At 43.2% G+C, this 20488-nt stretch carries 15 protein-coding genes and 4 tRNA genes; 9 read left to right on the forward strand and 10 right to left on the reverse strand.

All coding sequences use genetic code 11. From position 1 onward, the window contains the following. Positions 1 to 29: 29 nt before the first annotated feature. From B9T29_RS07110 to B9T29_RS07125, 4 genes are all read left to right on the forward strand, one after another. Complete coding sequence (locus B9T29_RS07110; protein ID WP_086175258.1) at positions 30 to 1094, forward strand: microcin C ABC transporter permease YejB; 1065 nt, start codon at positions 30 to 32, stop codon at positions 1092 to 1094. Then, a complete protein-coding gene (locus B9T29_RS07115) occupies positions 1094 to 2107 on the forward strand; it encodes an ABC transporter permease (protein WP_086175259.1) in 1014 nt (337 codons plus the stop codon). Before B9T29_RS07110 ends, B9T29_RS07115 begins: the two co-directional genes overlap by 1 nt. Next, positions 2082 to 3671 (forward strand): ABC transporter ATP-binding protein, encoded by a 1590-nt coding sequence (locus tag B9T29_RS07120; protein WP_086175260.1) that lies wholly within the window; start codon positions 2082 to 2084, stop codon positions 3669 to 3671. The genes B9T29_RS07115 and B9T29_RS07120 overlap by 26 nt, the downstream gene beginning before the upstream one ends. Positions 3672 to 3771: 100 nt before the next feature. Beyond that, complete coding sequence (locus tag B9T29_RS07125; RefSeq protein WP_086175261.1) at positions 3772 to 5016, forward strand: NADH:flavin oxidoreductase/NADH oxidase family protein; 1245 nt, start codon at positions 3772 to 3774, stop codon at positions 5014 to 5016. 331 nt (positions 5017 to 5347) lie between these two features. Here B9T29_RS07125 and B9T29_RS07135 read toward each other — a convergent pair. The 9 genes from B9T29_RS07135 to pyrC form a co-directional block, all read right to left on the reverse strand. Further along, positions 5348 to 5423: transfer RNA gene (locus B9T29_RS07135), tRNA-Glu, on the reverse strand. 10 nt (positions 5424 to 5433) lie between these two features. After that, a tRNA-Glu gene (locus B9T29_RS07140) sits at positions 5434 to 5509 on the reverse strand. 127 nt (positions 5510 to 5636) lie between these two features. Next, positions 5637 to 6530, reverse strand: coding sequence for a hypothetical protein (locus B9T29_RS07145; RefSeq protein ID WP_086175262.1), 894 nt, complete (start codon positions 6528 to 6530; stop codon positions 5637 to 5639). A 321-nt stretch (positions 6531 to 6851) separates the two neighbouring features. Continuing rightward, positions 6852 to 6927: transfer RNA gene (locus tag B9T29_RS07150), tRNA-Glu, on the reverse strand. Positions 6928 to 7085: 158 nt separating this feature from the next. Next, positions 7086 to 8519 carry an amino acid permease gene (locus B9T29_RS07155; protein WP_086175263.1) on the reverse strand — a complete coding sequence of 478 codons (1434 nt, stop codon included), beginning with the start codon at positions 8517 to 8519 and terminating at the stop codon, positions 7086 to 7088. A gap of 468 nt (positions 8520 to 8987) precedes the next feature. After that, positions 8988 to 9146, reverse strand: coding sequence for a hypothetical protein (locus tag B9T29_RS16265; protein ID WP_171263998.1), 159 nt, complete (start codon positions 9144 to 9146; stop codon positions 8988 to 8990). 235 nt (positions 9147 to 9381) lie between these two features. Continuing rightward, positions 9382 to 9457 (reverse strand) — tRNA-Glu (locus B9T29_RS07160). 19 nt (positions 9458 to 9476) lie between these two features. Continuing rightward, the gene (gene rnt, locus B9T29_RS07165) at positions 9477 to 10136 is read right to left on the reverse strand and encodes a ribonuclease T (protein WP_086175264.1); all 660 of its coding nucleotides are present in this window, start codon (positions 10134 to 10136) and stop codon (positions 9477 to 9479) included. Next, positions 10121 to 11155 (reverse strand): dihydroorotase, encoded by a 1035-nt coding sequence (gene pyrC, locus B9T29_RS07170; protein ID WP_086175330.1) that lies wholly within the window; start codon positions 11153 to 11155, stop codon positions 10121 to 10123. The genes rnt and pyrC overlap by 16 nt, the downstream gene beginning before the upstream one ends. A gap of 151 nt (positions 11156 to 11306) precedes the next feature. Between pyrC and B9T29_RS07175 the strand changes: the two genes are divergently transcribed. Continuing rightward, a complete protein-coding gene (locus B9T29_RS07175) occupies positions 11307 to 12584 on the forward strand; it encodes a GGDEF domain-containing protein (protein ID WP_086175265.1) in 1278 nt (425 codons plus the stop codon). A 57-nt stretch (positions 12585 to 12641) separates the two neighbouring features. Here B9T29_RS07175 and argG read toward each other — a convergent pair whose 3' ends face one another. Next, positions 12642 to 13985, reverse strand: coding sequence for an argininosuccinate synthase (gene argG / locus B9T29_RS07180; protein ID WP_086175266.1), 1344 nt, complete (start codon positions 13983 to 13985; stop codon positions 12642 to 12644). A 741-nt stretch (positions 13986 to 14726) separates the two neighbouring features. Here argG and lldP point away from each other — a divergent pair. The 4 genes from lldP (at position 14727) to dld (ending at position 20329) form a co-directional block, all read left to right on the forward strand. After that, the gene (gene lldP, locus B9T29_RS07185) at positions 14727 to 16409 is read left to right on the forward strand and encodes an L-lactate permease (protein ID WP_171263999.1); all 1683 of its coding nucleotides are present in this window, start codon (positions 14727 to 14729) and stop codon (positions 16407 to 16409) included. 32 nt (positions 16410 to 16441) lie between these two features. Then, positions 16442 to 17185 (forward strand): transcriptional regulator LldR, encoded by a 744-nt coding sequence (gene lldR / locus B9T29_RS07190; RefSeq protein ID WP_086175331.1) that lies wholly within the window; start codon positions 16442 to 16444, stop codon positions 17183 to 17185. A gap of 2 nt (positions 17186 to 17187) precedes the next feature. Then, positions 17188 to 18339 (forward strand): FMN-dependent L-lactate dehydrogenase LldD, encoded by a 1152-nt coding sequence (gene lldD / locus B9T29_RS07195; RefSeq protein ID WP_086175268.1) that lies wholly within the window; start codon positions 17188 to 17190, stop codon positions 18337 to 18339. Between the two features lie 292 nt (positions 18340 to 18631). After that, positions 18632 to 20329 carry a D-lactate dehydrogenase gene (gene dld / locus B9T29_RS07200; protein WP_086175269.1) on the forward strand — a complete coding sequence of 566 codons (1698 nt, stop codon included), beginning with the start codon at positions 18632 to 18634 and terminating at the stop codon, positions 20327 to 20329. Positions 20330 to 20488: the final 159 nt, after the last annotated feature.

Genomic DNA, 20488 nt, shown 5'->3' on the forward strand with positions numbered 1-20488 from the left:
ATAACGCAGGCACAAGGAACACTGTTTCGATGGGCATATATATACTAAAAAGACTGCTGCTGATTATTCCCACACTGTTTTTCATTTTATTGATTAACTTTGTGGTGATTCAGATTGCACCCGGCGGGCCAGTCGAACAGGCGATTCAACAGGCGGAAACTTTTCAGGGGCTAGGTGCTACCGGGGGGGAAACAGCAAATGCCAAAAGTAATTATCAGGGTGCCAAAGGTTTAAGCGCAGAAATGGTAGAAAAGATTAAGGCCCAATATGGTTTTGATCAGCCTGCGCATATCCGCTTCTGGAACATGTTGAAAAGTTATACCCATTTTGATTTTGGCAACAGTTTTTTTAAAGATAAACCTGTGACCCAATTGCTGTGGGAAAAAATGCCGGTATCGCTGTCTTTGGGTCTGTGGAGCACTTTGCTGATTTATCTGGTGTCTATTCCTCTGGGGATTAAAAAAGCCCGTCAGCATGGCATGCTGTTCGATAAATCTACTTCGCTATTACTCGCGATTGGCTATGCAGTACCTTCTTTTGTTTTTGCAGTGTTGCTGATTGTGTTCTTTGCCGGGGGATCATATTTTCAATGGTTTCCACTACAGGGTCTGGTCTCGGAAAATTTTCACAGCTTAAGCTGGCTGGGCAAAATCAAAGACTATTTCTGGCATATGACTTTGCCTTTACTGGCGATGGTGATTGGCGGTTTTGCCAGCCTCACGTATTTAACCAAATATTCTTTTATGGAAGAGCTGAGCAAGCAATATGTCTTGGCGGCACGTTCAAAAGGCTTAAGTGAGTCACGGGTGCTGTATGGCCATGTGTTTCGCAATGCCATGCTGATTGTGATTGCCGGTTTGCCTGAAGCGCTGATTGGCATTTTCTTTGTCGGCAACCTGTTTATTGAAATCATTTTCAATCTGGACGGTTTGGGACTGCTCGGGTTTGAAGCGATTCAACAACGAGATTATCCGGTGATTTTCGGCACACTATTCTTATTTACCTTACTCGGTCTGGTGCTGCGATTAATCAGTGATGTGTTATATCAGGTGATTGACCCGCGTATTAATTTTGAATCGCGAGGTGCAGAATAATGTCACCTTTAATGCAGGCGCGTTTCAAGCGCTTTCAAGAAAACAGACTGGGTTTTGCTTGCCTGATTGTGTTTGCCATTATTTTTGTATTGTCGCTGGCTTCAGAATTGATTGCCAACGATAAACCGCTGCTGGTGAAATACGATCATTCACTTTATGTACCCGTCTTAAAATCTTATCCAGAAACGACTTTTGGTGGCGTGTTTGAAACCGAAGCCGATTATAAAGATCCAGCGGTGCAGCAACTGATCAATGCTAATGGCTGGGCAGTGTGGCCCCTGATTAAATATTCCTACCAAACACCTAACTTGGAACTAGCTGTACCGGTACCCTCTGCACCGACTTCACAAAACTGGCTAGGCACCGATGATCAGGGCCGCGATGTACTGGCCCGTATTCTCTATGGTTTGCGGGTATCTCTGCTGTTTGGTTTTGCGCTCACGATTGCATCAGCACTTTTAGGCATTGCCGTGGGAGCTATTCAGGGCTATTACGGTGGGTGGATCGATCTGCTTGGGCAGCGCATTCTGGAAGTATGGGGTGGTTTGCCGATGTTATTCATGGTGATGATTCTGGTCAGCATGTTTACTCCAAATGTCTATTGGCTATTTCTGATTATGCTGTTATTTGGCTGGACCACCCTGGTGGGTTTGGTGCGGGCCGAGTTTTTAAAGGCTCGTAATCTGGATTATGTGCGTGCTGCACGCAGTCTGGGAGTCACAGACCGGACCATTATGCTGCGCCACATCTTGCCGAATGCCATGAGCTCCAGCCTGTCGCAGTTACCGTTTATGTTGACCGCAAACATCACTGCACTGACGGCCTTGGATTTCCTGGGTTACGGTTTACCGCCAGATGCAGCCTCTTTGGGTGAATTGCTGTTGCAAGGCAAATCCAACCTGAATTCACCGTGGCTTGCGTTGTCCGGCTTCTTTACTTTGGCTATCGTCTTATCTTTATTGATTTATATTGGGGAGGCGACACGCGATGCATTCGATCCAAGACGCCAATAATCCGCCAGCTCTGCTCAGCGTTCAGCATTTAAATATTCAGCATGCAGATCACCTGCTGGTAGCTGACCTGAATTTTCAGCTGCATGCAGGTGAAACCATTGCCTTAGTCGGTGAAAGTGGTTCGGGTAAATCGATTAGCAGTCTGGCCTTGCTGGGGCTTTTGCCGAGTACTTTAAAGATTCAAGGTCAGGCTTGGTTGGGACAGCAAAATCTGTTGGCGCTGAAAACTGAACAGCTGCGCCAAATTCGCGGCCAGAAAATTGCCATGATTTTTCAGGAACCGATGACCGCTTTAAACCCGTTGCATCGGGTGGAAAAAATCATTGGTGAAACCTTATTGCTGCAAGGCTGGTCTAAACAGAAGACCCGGGCACGCATTATCGAATTACTCAAGGATGTCGGAATTCCCGATCCTGAAGATAAATTGTGCCGTTATCCGCATGAGCTTTCCGGCGGGCAGCGTCAGCGCGTGATGATCGCCATGGCCTTGGCGCTAGATCCTGATATTTTAATTGCCGATGAACCGACTACGGCATTGGATGTAACGCTACAGGCACAGATTTTAAAACTGTTGAAATCCTTACAGCAAAGCCGAAATATGGCGATGATTTTGATCAGTCATGATCTCAATCTGGTACGTCGCTATGCCGATCAGGTCATTGTGATGAATAAAGGTGTGGTGGAAGAACAGGGCAGTGTTACCGAAATCTTTAAACACCCAAAACAAGCCTATACCCGTGACTTACTGAATCATGATTTTGGTGAGGCGCTGCACATTGCAGAGGCTGAAAATTTATTAAGTTTAAATCATGTTGCGGTGAAGTTTCCGATCAAGCAGGGATTGTTGAACCGGGTCAAAGATTATTTTGTCGCGGTAGAACCTTTGGATTTGCAGTTAATGCAAGGCGAGTCGATTGGCATTGTCGGCGAAAGCGGTTCAGGTAAAAGTTCGCTGGCCTTGGCGATTACCCGCCTGATTAAAAGTGATGGTGAAATTGTGCTGCTCGGCACCGATTTAAACCAGTGCAATGAAAAGCAGTTACGGCCTTTACGTGCTGATTTCCAGATTGTGTTTCAAGACCCGTTTAGCAGTTTAAACCCACGATTAAACGTGGAACAAACCATTGGTGAAGGCCTAGGCTTAAAAAAATTCTCTGCCATGGAAATATCACAGCGCATTGATGAGGCACTGGAAAAAGTCGAATTGCCGATCAGCTTTAGAAGTCGTTATCCACATGAGTTGTCAGGTGGACAGCGTCAGCGTGTCGCCTTGGCACGAGCCTTGGTCTTACGACCGAAGTTACTGATACTGGATGAACCGACCTCGGCACTGGACCGTACCACCCAGCGTGCCATCGTGAAATTGCTCAGACGCTTGCAGCAAGAGCATCAGATCAGTTATTTGTTTATCAGCCATGACCTACAAGTAGTGAAGGCGCTGTGTCAAAAAGTGCTGGTATTGCGGCATGCGCAAGTGATGGAATTTCAAAACACTGAACAATTATTTTTAAATCCGCAAACTGAATATACCCAGCAGCTTATAGAGGCCAGTCAGTATGTTTAAATATACTGACAAGGTATATTGTCAGAATAGTCATTGACGGATTGCAGAATACGTTTAGGGTATTAAAGCTAAATAAATACAAATAAATCAGGATTGAGATATGAGTCATCTAGCTGAAGCAACCAGCATTCGAAATACCACTTTTAAAAATAGAATTATCAAAGCTGCGATGAGTGAGGCTTTGGCAAATGATGCAGGTCAGCCCAGCCAGTTACATTTTAATCTATATGAAGCTTGGGCCAAAGGTGGTTTGGGTTGTGCCATTACCGGAAATGTGATGGTGGATTTTCGTGCCAAGAATGAACCGGGCGTGGTGGTGGTTGAATCAGAACGTGATTTGGCCGAGCTACAGCAATGGGCACAACTAGGCAAGAAATATGGCATGGTGCAGCTGATTCAATTGTCTCATCCAGGCCGTCAGTGTCCTAAAGGTCTAAACAAGGAAACCGTCGCACCTTCAGCGGTAGCTTTCTCTCCGATGCTGGCAACCACATTTGGCACACCGCGTGAATTACGTGAAGATGAGATTCACGACATTATCCAGCGTTTTGCCACCTCTGCGCAAATCTGCGAGAAAGCTGGTTTTGAAGGCATACAGCTGCATGGTGCGCATGGTTATCTGATTAGCCAGTTTTTATCGCCTTTGACCAATAAACGTCAGGATCAATGGGGTGGTTCAATTGAAAACCGGATGCGCTTCCTGCTGGAAATTTACAAAGCGGTTCGTGCGGCAACCTCGGATCAATTTATCATTTCAGTCAAGCTGAACTCGGCCGATTTCCAACGTGGCGGCATTACTGAAGAAGAAGTAGTTGCGGTCTTTAAAGCGATAGATGCAGCGGGAATCGACTTGATTGAAATTTCTGGCGGAACTTATGAAGCTCCGGCTATGGCGGGCGCGAAAGAAGATAAGCGCAAAGCCAGTACCATTGCCCGTGAAGCCTATTTCCTCGATTTTGCCGAGAAAATTCGTAAAGAAGTGCAATGTCATTTAATGGTCACCGGTGGCTTCCGTACCGTAGAAGGAATGAACGCAGCACTGGACAGTGGTGCCTGTGATTTTATTGGTATTGCCCGTCCATTGGCGGTGGAAACCGATTTAACTGACCGACTGATTGCTGGACAGGATGTGCGTTATGCGGTGAATAAAATCAAAACCGGCATTCCTATGGTCGATAAAATGGCAATTATGGAAATTATCTGGTATGCCGCACAGTTTAAGGATATTGCGCGAGGTAAACGTCCAAATCCTAAACTGTCACCGCTCAAAGTTTTCTTGAAATATGCCAAAAATAACATTACTGCCATTATTAAAGGGCAGATTAATTCACGTCGTAGTGCTTAGCGCTACCATGCTTTAGACCAATAAGACTGAAATTGCACAGCAGACCATTGTCCTTTCTCCAATGCATGTTGAAAGGCAGGTCTGCTTTAGATCTGTCGCAGATAACGCTGAATATGCTGTAGCGATGCAAATGCTGTATTCGATTGCATGCAGGCCAGTGGCGGAAACCAAAACAACAGATTTACACGTCTAAAATGATCATTGCTTAATAGCTAGTTTTTTTAGATGTGCAGCAAAGATCAAGCAATATTGAAATTCAATCCATTTAAAAACAAAAAAGCCTGATTCATGATGATCAGGCTTTTTTGCTGAGATTTTGCAATCTCGAATATGGCGACCCTACGGGGATTCGAACCCCGGTTACCGCCGTGAAAGGGCGATGTCCTAGGCCTCTAGACGATAGGGTCATCTAAGTATTGGCGTCCCTACGGGGATTCGAACCCCGGTTACCGCCGTGAAAGGGCGATGTCCTAGGCCTCTAGACGATAGGGACGTTTCAGAGGTGGGCGTATAATAGGGTGGATAGCAGACCCTGTCAAACCTTTTTCCAGGATAATTTTTAAAAACCCATTCAACTGAATAAAAATAAAACAAATATGTGAAAAGTACTTTGAAATGCACTATTTTTCAGGCATTAAACCTTCAATGATGCTGTTGATCACGGCAGGATGTTGCAAGTAACCGCTAATACTATGCGGGTTTTGAAAGAAGGTGGTAATGGCCTGATTAATGATGGGGGGATCAAAATCGAAGGGCGGTTCAGACAATGGAAAAGCAGTCAAAAAATCATCTGGGGAATAAAAATTAAACCAGTCACCCTGCAGTTGAGGTGGTCTTGAAATCGGGGTGACGAGTTTTTCCTGAATGACTCTAAAAGCCAGGGGAGAGCCTAAGGTAATAAAGCGCTGAATTCTAAAATGGGGATATTGATGCAGCAGGTTATACGTAATGACCGAACCGAGGGAATGCGCCACAATAATATGATCTAACTCAGGATGAAGGTAAGACATGATCCTGTGATGGACTTCATGCATGAAGTCTGGATTGGATAAATACAGGTAAGTTTCAATCAGGAATTTACGGATAAATGTTTCATGCAGCTTGGGATAATGATTCAGAAATAGTGCCAGTTCTTTAAAGGTATGGTCTCTGGTGAGCGCGCTGAATACACTTAGGCGCTGGGTAAGTGATTCAGAATGTTCCGGATTAAAGATGGGTAAGGAGCGAATACAGGGTTTGTGTTCCTGCACCATGGTGTCGTTATGTCCCAAATGAAAGGGAAGATGTAAATGTGCAATAGACTTGGGTAAAAAAGTATCCAGATCCAGGCTGTTATATAAATGATGTTTACTGAGCAAGTCTCCATAAAAGGGGAAACGTATTTCCAGAGAGTTAAGATCTATATTTTGCTGGGAATTGCGTAAGCCTGTCTGAAAAGCAGATAGCCAATGTTGTTTTAATGAGGGTTGATCATAATTCTGTTGATTCATGCCGTGAATAAAAATGATTTTCATACATGGTCAGAGTTTTTATAGAGGTGATTCTCTTGCTTTAGCTTAAAAAAAAGACCGGTACTTGACCACTCTTTTTATGTGTTAGTTTTGCTTATCATAAAAAATAGCTGTGATAGCAGGCCTTCTTATAAAGATCTGATCGTTAAAAATTTAAGGAGATAATAATTGCTACAGGCTGCTTTTGTGCAATCACTTTTAGCAGATATTAAAGAGAGAATGGCTTAAAAAAATAGATAAAACGAGTCGTTATCATGCAAACTAAAAATCTGCGATGGAATAATAATGAGAATTAAATTTTGAAAAATCGTATGGAACGATATATGGCGACCCTACGGGGATTCGAACCCCGGTTACCGCCGTGAAAGGGCGATGTCCTAGGCCTCTAGACGATAGGGTCGTTAGGAGGTGATGCGTATATTATGGAGTTTTCAGCGGACTGTCAAACCTGTAATTGTGTTATTTTTATAATATTGAATTAATTGCATAAAAAATGACAAGTCTGCAAGAAAAAAGCGCAGTTATTACACTGCGCTTAATGGATCATACACGCTGGCATTAATTTTTATTGTGATATAACCAGTAGTAACTGGCATAGCAAGCGGCCATAAACAGCAAGCAGCCAATAAAACCTGACAGCATTTCAGGATCATAGGCCATACTTAGACCTGTGGCTGTACAGCACACAAAACCAAGAATCGGCACCAGCGGAAACCACGGGGTACGGAATTTAAGTTCTGCAACACTATTGCCCTGCTTCAGCCATTGACGGCGGAAGTTAAACTGACTCCAGCAGATACTCATCCACACAATCACCATGGTGAATGCCGCAATACCCATCAGGTTTTTAAAAATAACATCTGCACCAAACTGTTCAGACAACAATCCTGGCAAACCGCCAATCATGGTGACCCAGATCGCAATGACAGGAACGCCTGATTTACTCACTTTGGCAAAGATACGTGGTAACTGGTTTTGTGCAGCCAAAGCCCACATCATGCGTGAAGCGGCATACAGGCCTGAGTTTGCAGTAGAAAGCAAGGCAGTAATAATCACAAAACGGATGATATCCACTGCATAAGGGATACCCATCAGGTTAAATACTGATACGAATGGGCTGCTGCTTAGGCCTTCACCTTGAGCGCCAGCATTGAGGCCTGCTTCGGTATAAGGAAGCAGTGAGCTGATCACGATGATGGTACCGACAAAGAAAATCATCAAACGCCAGACCGCGGCATGAATTGCTTTAGGGACATTTTTTTCAGGATTTTCTGTCTCACCCGCGGCAATACCGATCATCTCGGTACCATTGAAGGCAAAGTTAACAATCAACAGTGTGCTGAAAATCGGAATCAAGCCATTGGGTAACCAGCCGTGTTCAGTCAAGTTGCTGAACAAGGGCGCAGATTCGTAACCCTGGAATGGAATAAAGCCAAAAATACTGCCAAAACCGAGAATAATAAATACCAGCACGGTCGCGACTTTAATCATCGATAACCAAAACTCGGATTCCGCAAAAGTACGGGTTGAGCTCAAGTTTGAAATGAGTACGCCGCTGGCAAAAATCAGGGTCCATAACCAGATGGAGGTTTGCGGGAACCATTCCTGCATCAGAATAGCGGCTGCCGTGAATTCTGTACCTAAAGTGGCTGACCAGCCCAGCCAATACATCCAGGACACCATATAGCCTGTACCGGGACCAATATAGTTCGAGGCAAATGCACCAAAAGAACCGGATACAGGTAAATGCACCGCCAGTTCGCCCAGGCAAAGCATGACCATATAAGCGATTAAACCGCCAATGATATAGGCAAGTACTGCACCCAGTGGCCCGGCTTGTGAAATAACTTCACCAGAGCCCATAAACAGACCTGTACCAATGGCACCACCAAGTGACAACATAATGAGGTGACGTGTAGACATGGCTCTTTTGAGCGATGGCTTACGCTCCTCGGCAGACGAATGCTGCGAAGGTTGGGTAGGAGATTGCATAAAATAAAAAATAGGTTGAAAGTACTATTTTAAAGGCTTGTTCGATGAATTTTCAAATAAATCATTTTTTGCTGATGATTATTGATTCATTAGACTTCTTTCATAAATCATTTTAGAAACTAAAAATTGTTCGTAAAGCCAAAATTGAAAATAGATTTTAGGAGATATTAGATTCATGAGTGTGGCATGGATGCCACACATTTCCCATCCTTTGCGCTGCATTTTAAAGCAGTGCTTAAAACTGGTTCAGGATGTCGTGTATGGGAAATAAAAGGTTTTTCTTGCGGACTCAAAATATATTTTGAGATCCTCATTTTGATCTTTCAAAAGTAGAGAGATTGCCTACGAAAAGGTAAAAAAATTAAATCAATCAAATGAGGCTGTGCTGATTTAAAAAAATCTAATATTAAACATTTCTGATTTATGAAAGAGACTTATTACAGCTGTAGATTTAAAAAAAGACCACATTTAGTGGTCTGGTGTCTGATATTTCTGCGGCTGGGGTGCCGGAGTTGTGGTTGTGGTATTGGCAGGATTTTTGCTTTGTTCTTCATCTTTGCTGGCGAGATATAAATATACAGCTGAAGGCAGCAGAATCATGAAAACAATAAAAACTTTTTTCAACATAATGGCTTTTTCAACCTGATGATTTGAGTATTGACCGGAATAAGTCGATCTTCACATGTAAATTGCGATAAACCAAGCCTTAAGTACAGTGCTCAGACAATCAATCTGCAAAAAACTAAAATTTTAAAACTATAAAATTAAAATATAGTTGTGCTTAAGCAGCAATTGATATCAACGGAATGAAAATAGAATAAAGAAATTGAAGTGGTGAATTAAAACAGACAGAGAAAATAGATGGCGACCCTACGGGGATTCGAACCCCGGTTACCGCCGTGAAAGGGCGATGTCCTAGGCCTCTAGACGATAGGGTCGTTAGAAGATGGCGGTATCTTATTGATCCGCCACCAAAGTGTCAAGTAGATGGGGTGCGAGTTTGTTCAAAATATAGCAAAACAGTTCAGCAGTTTTTTGAGTATCGTATAGAGCAGAGTGTGCTTCCTTACCATCAAACTCAATTCCGGCCTGAATACATGATTTTGCCAGTACGGTTTGACCAAACATCACGGCACTTAAAGTCACGGTATCGAACACAGAAAAACTGTGGAACGGATTCTGATTTTTAGTACCGGTACGTGCAATGGCTGCCTGGACAAAGCCTAAATCAAAATGCGCATTATGACCGACCAAAACGGCATGGGTACAATTCTGCTGACGACGAACTTCATTCACAGATTTAAAGATACGCTTGAGCGCCGTCTTTTCATCTTCCGCCATTGCAATGCGCATTGGGTTTGAAGGATCTATACCAATAAACTCTAAGGAACGACGGTCTAAATTTGCCCCTGCAAAAGGGTTAATATGTGCATGGTGGGCCTCACCAGGTACAAATTGACCTTCTTCATTATAAATAATCGGGATGGCTGCAATTTCCAGTAAGGCATCGGTCTGGGAGTTAAAACCTGCTGTTTCGACATCGACAACAACAGGTAAAAATCCACGGAAACGCTGACCAATTACTGGTTGGGTTTCATCTGTCACACTTTTCTCCATTGGATGGTTTTACCCGCATACAGAGGGATAATCTGTTCACCATCCAAATAGTCTAAACTTTCCGGAATAACTTGCTCTTCTTTTACCAGGGTAATGGTATTGGTATTGCGCGGCAGGCCATAGAAGTCAGCACCGAAGTGGCTGGCAAAACCTTCCAGACGATCCAGTCGGCCTGCTTGATCAAAAGCCTGCGCATAGAGTTCAATTGCAGTCGGTGCGCTATAACAGCCGGCACAGCCACAAGCATTTTCTTTGGCATTTTTTGAATGTGGCGCACTGTCTGTTCCCAAGAAAAACTTAGGATTAGAACTGGTCGCAACTTCAAGTAATGTTTGCTGATGGGTTTGACGTTTTAAAATCGGCAAACAATAAAAATGCGGTTTAATACCACCAACCAGCATATCGTTACGGTTAAACAATAAATGCTGAGGGGTAATTGTAGCAGCTACATTGCGGTCTTGTTCAAGTACAAAATGGGCAGCTTCACTGGTGGTGATATGTTCGAGTACCAGTTTAAGCTTTGGAAACTGTTTAAGCAGTGGTGAAAGGACTTCATCCAGGAAGCGTTTTTCACGGTCAAAAATATCGACATGGTTGTGGGTGACTTCACCATGAAGCAACAACGGTACCTGATGTTCTTCAAGCTGTTCAATCACGGCATAGACTTTACGAATATCACTTACGCCATTATCTGAATTGGTGGTGGCACCAGCTGGATATAGCTTGATGGCATTGACATGTTCAGATTCTTTAATTTTTTTTACTTCGCTCGGCTGGGTTTGATCGGTAAAGTAAAGCACCATACGCGGATCGAATGCTACACCTTCAGGAACGTGCGCCATAATGCGTTCACGATAAGCCAGTGCTTCTTCAACTGTTTTAATGGGAGGGACAGTATTTGGCATACAGATGGCACGCGCAAACTGCTTGGCAAGGTCGGGAACTGTACGTTTTAAAGATAAACCGTCACGTAAATGAGCATGCCAATCGTCTGGCTGGAGAAGAGTAATAGTATTCAAGGCCATTTCAATCGAAGAAATAAAACAAATGATAATCCATAAAGTGTGAAAATGGTAACGAGAATTACAGACAAATGGTTAGAGATGTATAATTACAAACGTGAAATATATGTTATTTTTAGTAACTAAAAGAAGTAAGTAATGCTAGGAAATGGAATCCAAGTATATTTTAGCGAAATTACAATACGATAAAGAAAAAATAGAAGAGCTGATTACGCGGCAAAGTCGTCGTGTAGGTCAGGTTTTTCCCAAAAAAATGGAACAGGAATTTTGCTCTAAAAACCTGGAACGTGCCCGTAAGCATGTAGAAAAATATCTATGGGGCGGCATTTTATCCTATTTTATGTTTATGCTGGTTATGATTCCGAGTGATTACTGGATTATAGATCAGCAATATTTTGCTCATGATTTTGTGCAATGCGTAGTTGGCCTGGTCAATGGCGGTCTTTGTTTACTCTTCTTATTTTGCATTTCATATTTTCCTAAATTACGTGCATATTTTGCTCAAGCTTCCATGGCGCTTATGTTCTGGGCCATTATATCCATAGCTTGGACGACGATTACTGTAAAAACCATTGCCATGCAGCATCAGGCCATGGCCATAATTTGTATTATTTATATTATTGCTCCTCTTATTACCGGGGTGAAGCCAATCCAGATACTCATGACTGGATTATCTGCAGCATCAGTGACCATCCTGCTATTTGTTGCTTTGGATGTCGAATTTGATGCTGTAGTACTGGGGCGTATTCTCTTTGGTATTTGTATACTGAGTTATGTGATTTGCCACATGATTTTTGCACGTGAACGAATGATTTATTTGTATTCCATGCGTGCCAGAATCAGTGAAAAAATGCATCGCATTCATAATTCTGAATTATTGCATTTAAGTCAGCATGATGACCTGACTAAAATTTCAAACCGTCGTAGTTTCGATGAAATGATGCAAGTATTTTACGAACAAACCCGTCAAGACCAAAGCGCTTTATCCGTCCTGTTTATAGATATCGACTACTTTAAAAAATATAACGATTTTTATGGGCACCAGAAAGGCGATAATGTGATTTCTTCTATCGCCAAATCGATTAAAAATGCCATTCGGCATATGGATTTTGTTGCACGATATGGTGGGGAAGAGTTTGTGGTACTACTGCCTGAAACAGATGCTCATGGTGCCTATGCCGTAGCGTCAAATATCTATAAGGCCATAGAGCGTTTGGAAATTCCCCATGCCGAATCCTTGGTTTCGAACTATATTACCATCAGTTTGGGAATCACCGTATATCGTGGTGAAGCTGATTTGAGCAAAGAAGAATTATTAAGCATTGCTGATCAGGCTTTATATCGTGCCAAAGAGCTTGGTCGAAATCAGATTTATTATCAATCTATGGGTTCGAATATATCTGAAAGTAATTTCATGAGATCATAAACAGATCATATAAAAAAACCGCTCGAAAGAGCGGTTTTTTTTTGACCTTAAACAAACTTATTTGTTTTTGTCTTTTAACTGAGGCACTGCAGAAGCTGTACCTACTGCAAGTAAGCCAGTGTTTGTATAGATACCTAATTTTGCACGTGTATCTGTAATATCCAAGTTACGCATAGTCAATTGACCAATACGATCCATTGGAGAGAACATTGAATCACCTTTCTCCATGGTTAAACGCTCAGCTTCATAAGTGAGGTTAGGAGATTCAGTGTTCATAATCGTGTAATCATTACCACGACGAAGTTCTAAAGTCACAGTACCAGTCACTGCTTTAGCAACCCAACGCTGTGCAGTTTCACGAAGCATCAGCGCTTGAGAATCGAACCAACGACCTTGGTAAAGCAGACGACCTAAACGTAAACCGTTGATACGGTATTGTTCGATGGTGTCTTCGTTATGAATACCAGTCACAAGACGTTCGTAAGCAATATGAAGGAGAGCCATACCCGGAGCTTCATAGATACCGCGAGATTTTGCTTCAATGATACGGTTTTCGATCTGGTCAGACATACCTAGACCGTGGCGACCACCGATACGGTTTGCTTCAAGAATGAACTCAACTGGATCTTCGATACGTTGACCGTTGATTGCAACAGGGAAACCTTCTTCAAAAGTAATAGAAACTTCTTCAGGTTTGATTTCAACTTCGTCTTTCCAGAAAGCAACGCCCATGATTGGGTCAACGATTTTGATACCAGCGTTTAGGTATTCAAGATCTTTCGCTTCGTGAGTTGCACCTAACATGTTTGAATCTGTTGAGTATGCTTTCTCTTTTGACATTTTGTAGTCAAAACCGTTGTCGATGAGGAACTGTGACATTTCTGCACGGCCACCAAGCTCATCAATAAAGGTTTGGTCTAACCAAGGTTTATAGATTTTAAGCGCTGGGTTAGTTAAAAGACCATAACGGTAGAAACGTTCAATGTCGTTACCTTTATAAGTTGAACCGTCACCCCAGATGTTTACGTCATCTTCTTTCATTGCGGTAACAAGCATGGTACCGGTTACTGCACGACCCAATGGCGTAGTGTTGAAGTAAGGAACACCACCAGTGCTGATATGGAAAGCGCCACATTGAATAGCAGCAATACCTTCTAATGCAAGTTGTAAGCGGCAATCAACCAAGCGAGCTTTTACTGCGCCATACGCTTCCGCTTTTTTCGGAATCGCATCATAGTCGTCTTCATCAGGCTGGCCCAGATTTGCTGTATAAGCATAAGGTTCTGCGCCTTTTTGTTTCATCCACAATAGAGCAGCTGAAGTATCTAGACCACCAGAGAAGGCAATACCAACTTTTTTGCCTACTGGGACATTCTGCAAGATAGTTGCATTATCAGACATTGTTAATCCTAACGATATGAAATAGGCACCGAGAAATTTGGTGACCCAAGAAAATACACATTTCTTTAATTGTAGCACTATTTTATTTCTAATGGTTTTACAAAAGAAAATCTCGTTGAAAATTTGAAATTGATAGATTCAATATATGGTTATAGGCAAAGATTTTGATTGAATCGTGAAACAGAGCAGAGCTGTGGCTTTATAAAAAGGAGTTAAACAGGAGTTAAAAGGAAGGTTGATAACAATTGTGAGCAGCCTATTGAAAGTTTGATCGGTTGCAACATGTCCGCGCATTTTATTTCCTCTCAGAATGGCTTTCTGTTGCACTTGTTATGTGTATCTAATTATCCAGGATCCTGATGATCAGTATTTATGCTTGTTATAAATAGTGTTTTGCTTTGAGCAAGCATCGTTCAAATAATCCATATTATCGACTAAAGTATTACATGAGTGTCCCAGATTTTTTATTTTTCTAAAAAAATAATAAAAATGAAATAATTAAAAATACATGAGTGAATTTTAATCAGTGTGGTCTGTGCAAATTTTAAATATTTCATGCGTAATATTGGTATGACCAATTGTAAATAATAAATTATTAATTGATCTTTAATTCGGCAAAAAGTAAGATATTTAACATTAAGAGATATATTTTTTTAATTAAATGATTATTGGTCATACCAATTACGGTATTAATTGGTAGGTGATCAGACCATTCCGTGTTCTGGAAAGCATTTCAAGGAGATGACAATGCTTCAACAATGGCAACAGATTTATGATCCTATGGGCAATATCTGGCTCTCCAGTTTGATCGCCCTGATTCCCATCATTTTCTTCTTTTTAGCGCTTGCGGTATTCCGCATGAAAGGCAGCGTAGCGGGAACTATTACCGTGATCCTTGCGCTGCTAGTTTCATTATTTTCCTATCAGATGCCGGTCGTGATGGCTTTTGCATCGATGATTTATGGTTTTTTCTATGGTTTGTGGCCGATTGCCTGGATCATCATCGGCGCGGTATTTCTGTATAAAATTTCGGTTAAAACAGGGCAGTTCGATATTATTCGTTCGTCCATTCTGTCGATTACCGAAGATCAGCGTTTACAAATGCTCTTTGTGGGTTTTGCCTTTGGTACTTTCCTTGAAGGTGCAGCCGGTTTTGGTGCTCCGGTTGCAATCACGGCTGCCTTATTGGTGGGTTTAGGGTTTAAACCCTTATATGCAGCGGGCTTGTGCCTGATTGTCAATACTGCACCTGTTGCCTTCGGCGCGATGGGTATTCCAATCATCGTGGCAGGGCAGGTTTCAGGTGTAGATACCCATGAAATTAGCCAGATGGTAGGACGTCAGTTGCCGTTTATGGTGCCAATTGTTCTATTTTGGATTATGGCGATTATGGATGGCTGGCGTGGAGTAAAAGAAACATGGCCTGCAGTGATTGTGGGTGGTGGATCATTTGCTATTGCGCAATATCTGACATCTAACTTTGTAGGCCCTGAACTTCCTGATATTACTGCCTCAATTGCATCACTGGTTTCATTAACCATTCTTCTGAAATTCTGGCAGCCAAAACATATTTTCCGTTTTGCAGACCAAGACGCAAATGTTGATGAAACAGATGCTCAACAGCTTGCTGCTCAAAGACAGCAAAAATATAGCATTGCCCAAATTGCCAAGGCATGGTCGCCATTTGCAATTCTAACGGCTATGGTGACGCTGTGGAGTATCAAACCCTTTAAGGATTTATTTGCCAAAGATGGTGCACTGCATGATCTGGTCATTTCCATCAAAGTACCGTATTTGCATCAGCTGATCCAGAAGATGCCGCCGGTGGTTCCTGAAATTAAGGACTACGATGCGATTTATAAATTTGACTGGATTTCTGCCACAGGTACAGCCATTTTTATTGCCGCCATCATTACCATTATTTTCCTGAAAATGAAGCCAAAAGCAGCAGTGATCACTTTTGGCGAAACCATCAATGAGTTAAAAGTACCTATTTATTCCATTGGTATGGTACTGGCCTTTGCCTTTATTGCGAACTATTCAGGCATGTCGGCCACGCTGGCTTTAGCGCTGGCGCATACAGGCCAGGCATTTACTTTCTTCTCTCCATTCCTGGGCTGGATTGGCGTGTTCCTCACTGGTTCAGACACGTCTGCCAATGCGCTTTTCTCGGCACTACAGGCGACCACGGCACAACAGATTGGGGTGCCAGAAGTACTGCTGGTTGCGGCCAATACTAGTGGGGGCGTAACCGGAAAAATGATTTCACCTCAATCGATTGCAATTGCCTGTGCGGCTGTAGGTCTGGTAGGTAAAGAATCTGATTTGTTCCGCTTTACCGTGAAACACAGTATCTCCTTTACCGTGATGATTGGTATTATCATTACCTTACAAGCCTATGTGTTCCCATGGATGATTCCATAAACTGGAATTGATGCAAGAGTAGAGAAATGCAGATGAAAGTTTCCGACCAAGCCGTACAGCAGCTCCGTATGTTGATTGAACAGAGCAATATGCAGGTTGGAGACCGTTTGCCTGCAGAACGTAAATTATGTGAACAGCTCGGGGTATCCCGTTCATCGCTGCGTGAAGCGATTCAGCATCTGGTCAGTACAGGCATGTTGCTCAGCAAGGCAGGCTCGGGAACCTTTTTGCAGTTGCTACCGAGTGCCTGGACCAATCATCAAATTGTAGAACCTTTAAGTAATTTGATCGATCAGGACCCGGCTTACCGTTTTGATGTACAGGAAGCCCGCAGCGTTTTAGAGGGTGGTACTGCCTGGTATGCCGCTCAGCGTGCAACAACAGCAGATCTGGAAAATATTCGCCGCTGCTATGATCAGATTGCCCATTATCAATCTATTGGGGATGATGATCAGGCTTCTAAAGCGGATGCCGAGTTCCATTTAGCCATTGCTGAAGCCTCACATAATTTAGTGCTAATACAGATGATGCGCGGCCTGTTTGACCTGTTGAAATACAACGTGGTTTTGGGCCGGCGTAAAGTCTATAGCGAATCGCACCGTTTTGATCAATTGCATGATCAGCACTTTCAAGTGATGGATGCAATTGAACGCCGTGATCCTGATGCTGCACGCAGTGCAGTCTGTGGACACATTGGGTTTGTAGTACAACAGGTACGCTTGATTGATGAAGAAGAAGCTCGTCGCCAGCGTGCCAGTAGATTAAACAGGATATAAGCATGATTATTTCTTCTGCGAATGATTATCGTGAAGCTGCGAAACGCCGGTTGCCCCCTTTTCTTTTTCACTATATTGATGGTGGCGCATACGCGGAATATACACTGAAGCGTAATGTGGAAGATTTATCAAAAATTGCGTTGAGACAACGTGTACTGAATGACATGTCGCAGTTAAGTCTGGAAACCAAACTGTTTAATGAAACCCTGTCGATGCCTGTGGCATTGTCGCCAGTCGGTTTAACCGGTATGTATGCACGTCGCGGGGAAGTTCAGGCGGCAGTGGCGGCAGATAAAAAGGGTATTCCTTTTACCCTGTCTACTGTTTCAGTCTGTCCGATTGAAGAAGTTGCGCCAGCGATTCAGCGTCCAATGTGGTTTCAGTTGTATGTGCTGCGTGACCGTGGCTTTATGAAAAATGCCCTGGAACGTGCCAAAGCGGCAGGTTGCTCAACCTTAGTATTTACAGTAGATATGCCTGTTCCAGGTGCACGTTACCGTGATGCCCACTCAGGTATGAGTGGACCCAATGCGGCAATGCGCCGTTATATGCAATCCTGTTTCCATCCGCATTGGGCATGGAATGTCGGCATGATGGGCCGTCCACATGATCTGGGCAATATTTCTAAATATCTGGGCAAACCCACGGGCCTTGAAGATTATATTGGCTGGTTGGGTTCTAACTTTGACCCGTCTATTTCATGGAAGGATCTGGAGTGGATTCGTGAGTTCTGGGATGGCCCGATGGTGATCAAGGGCATTTTAGACCCCGAAGATGCCAAGGATGCAGTACGTTTCGGGGCAGATGGTATTGTGGTGTCGAACCACGGTGGCCGTCAGCTGGATGGGGTTTTATCTTCTGCTCGTGCGCTTCCACCGATTGCCGATGCCGTCAAAGGCGACATCAAAATTTTAGCCGATTCGGGAATCCGTAATGGTCTGGATGTGGTGCGTATGCTAGCTTTAGGTGCCGATACTTGTATGCTCGGACGGGCCTTTGTCTATGCCTTGGGTGCAGCCGGTGGTGAGGGTGTTTCCAATCTGCTGGATTTAATTGATAAAGAAATGCGTGTGGCAATGACGCTGACAGGTGCCAAAACTATCGCAGATATCAGTTCAGATTGCTTGGTAAAGTTGGAGAGAGAGTTGGCTTAAATAATAATTTTGAATATTAAATTTAGTCAAAGCTTGAATTTGATACGCGTAAACGTCATCCGCAACTGTTTGAGGCAGGGCTTCATACTTAACATCATGTTTCTGCGATGAAAATAAAGATTTGACGGAATATGACGAGTTTTGCGGATGACAATGGTTTTGCCTACTTTTCCCGAAAGAAAAGTAGGTCGAACCGAAGGTTAATTCCTGAATATAAATAATATTGGAAAGACTCCGCAGTAATGAATGCCGTGTTGATTAAGGGCGACAATTCATCAATAGGATATGACAAATGCCATCCAATTTAGATGCACAGCAAACCATTCAAAATCTGATCAATATTGTCGGCAAGCAATATGTATTCACAGATGACAATGACACACGTTTATACCGTCAGGGACGCCGTTACGGTTCCGGTCAAGTCCTGGCCGTGGTCGTCCCGGGTTCATTGCTGGAACAGTGGCAAGTCTTGCAGGCTGCGGTGGATGCAGACTGCATAATTATCATGCAGGCGGCCAATACCGGACTTACTGGTGGTTCCACCCCCTTTGGTGATGATTATGACCGTCCTGTCATTTTAATGAGTACCCGTCGTTTAGCCGGTATTCAAGTCATCAATAGCGGTAAACAGGTCATTTGCTTACCTGGAGCAACGCTAGACAAACTTGAAAAGGAACTTGCCCAATTTAACCGTGAGCCGCATTCTGTGATTGGTTCTTCCTGTATTGGTGCATCGGTTTTGGGTGGTGTGTGCAATAACTCGGGTGGTGCGCTGGTTCGACGTGGGCCTGCCTATACCGAACTTGCCCTGTATGCACGAGTGAATAATGCTGGCAAATTAGAGCTGGTGAATCATTTGGGAGTGAATTTAGGTGCAACGCCTGAAGAGATTCTGACAAAACTGGAAAGCCAAAACTACCAGACAGTGGATATTGAAAATAATCCAAGTTGCTGTGCTTCGGATCAGCATTATGCGCATGATGTGACTCAAGTCGATGAGAATACTCCGGCACGTTTTAATGCCGATCCATCACGTTTGTATGAAGCATCCGGTTCGGCAGGAAAAGTCTGTGTGTTTGCGGTACGTTTGGATACCTTTGAAAAAATTCCCAGTCAGGTGTTTTATGTCGGCACCAATACCCAGCAAGATTTAACTGCAATCCGCCGTTTTCTACTCACTGATTTACCGCGCTTGCCGATTGCAGGCGAATATATTCACCGGGTGGCTTACGATATTGGCGCCGAATATGGCAAAGATACCTTCATGTTTATTGAAAAATTCGGAACAGCCAAAGTACCGGCGGCTTTTGCCATGAAAGATAAGGTGGATGGCTACCTGGAAAAAGTCGGCATGAAAGGACTGTCTGATAAAGTCCTGCAAATGCTGACCAAATTTCTGCCCTCTCACTTGCCCAAGCGCATGAATGAGTTTCGTGATCGGTATGAACACCATTTGGTTTTGCGTATCGAGAATCAGGACGTAGAACAGGTGCAGCAGTTTTTACAGCAATATTTTTCAGCCCATCACACGGGCGATTATTTTCTATGCAGCGAGGAAGAAGGGCGTAAAGCCTTTCTGCACCGCTTTGCGGTTGCGGGAGCGGCAATTCGTTATCGTGACACCCATCGTTCAGAAGTGGAAGATATTGTTGCGCTGGACATTGCCTTACGCCGTAATGACCGTGAATGGGTCGAAACATTGCCTCAGGAAATGGATGACTTGATTATTCATAAACTGTATTACGGTCATTTTTTATGTCATGTATTCCATCAGGACTATATTGTGAAAAAAGGCGTTGATCCTTTGGCGATGGAGCATCAAATGTGGCATTTGCTGGATGCGCGTGGAGCCGAATATCCCGCAGAACATAATGTCGGGCATTTATATGTGGCCAAGCCTGCGCTAAAAAATCATTATCAAAAACTGGATCCGACCAATAGCTTTAATGTGGGGATTGGTCAGACTTCCAAATTAAAATACTGGGATTAATATAGATTTATTTCCTAGAACTTATATGAGGTGTGGTTTTAAAACTGCACCTTTTTTTATGCTGAATTGACTGTTTCGTCAGACAATCTTTAAAACAAGTCATAAACAAAATGATAAAAATAGGTAAAGTAATATGCAACAAGTTGCAGAGCCAATAAA

The organism is Acinetobacter sp. ANC 3903, from assembly GCF_002135315.1.
Taxonomy (GTDB): Bacteria; Pseudomonadota; Gammaproteobacteria; order Pseudomonadales; family Moraxellaceae; genus Acinetobacter.

Bases quoted from the DNA above. Each gene is read 5' to 3' on its own strand.
- B9T29_RS07145 (WP_086175262.1), bottom strand. From the start codon at position 6,530: ATGAAAATCATTTTTATTCACGGCATGAATCAACAGAATTATGATCAA.
- B9T29_RS07125 (WP_086175261.1), top strand. From the start codon at position 3,772: ATGAGTCATCTAGCTGAAGCAACCAGCATTCGAAATACCACTTTTAAA.
- lldD (WP_086175268.1), top strand. From the start codon at position 17,188: ATGATTATTTCTTCTGCGAATGATTATCGTGAAGCTGCGAAACGCCGG.
- B9T29_RS07110 (WP_086175258.1), top strand. From the start codon at position 30: ATGGGCATATATATACTAAAAAGACTGCTGCTGATTATTCCCACACTG.
- B9T29_RS07115 (WP_086175259.1), top strand. From the start codon at position 1,094: ATGTCACCTTTAATGCAGGCGCGTTTCAAGCGCTTTCAAGAAAACAGA.
- B9T29_RS16265 (WP_171263998.1), bottom strand. From the start codon at position 9,146: ATGTTGAAAAAAGTTTTTATTGTTTTCATGATTCTGCTGCCTTCAGCT.
- B9T29_RS07175 (WP_086175265.1), top strand. From the start codon at position 11,307: ATGGAATCCAAGTATATTTTAGCGAAATTACAATACGATAAAGAAAAA.
- lldP (WP_171263999.1), top strand. From the start codon at position 14,727: ATGACAATGCTTCAACAATGGCAACAGATTTATGATCCTATGGGCAAT.
- B9T29_RS07155 (WP_086175263.1), bottom strand. From the start codon at position 8,519: ATGCAATCTCCTACCCAACCTTCGCAGCATTCGTCTGCCGAGGAGCGT.
- B9T29_RS07120 (WP_086175260.1), top strand. From the start codon at position 2,082: ATGCATTCGATCCAAGACGCCAATAATCCGCCAGCTCTGCTCAGCGTT.
- dld (WP_086175269.1), top strand. From the start codon at position 18,632: ATGCCATCCAATTTAGATGCACAGCAAACCATTCAAAATCTGATCAAT.
- argG (WP_086175266.1), bottom strand. From the start codon at position 13,985: ATGTCTGATAATGCAACTATCTTGCAGAATGTCCCAGTAGGCAAAAAA.
- rnt (WP_086175264.1), bottom strand. From the start codon at position 10,136: ATGGAGAAAAGTGTGACAGATGAAACCCAACCAGTAATTGGTCAGCGT.
- lldR (WP_086175331.1), top strand. From the start codon at position 16,442: ATGAAAGTTTCCGACCAAGCCGTACAGCAGCTCCGTATGTTGATTGAA.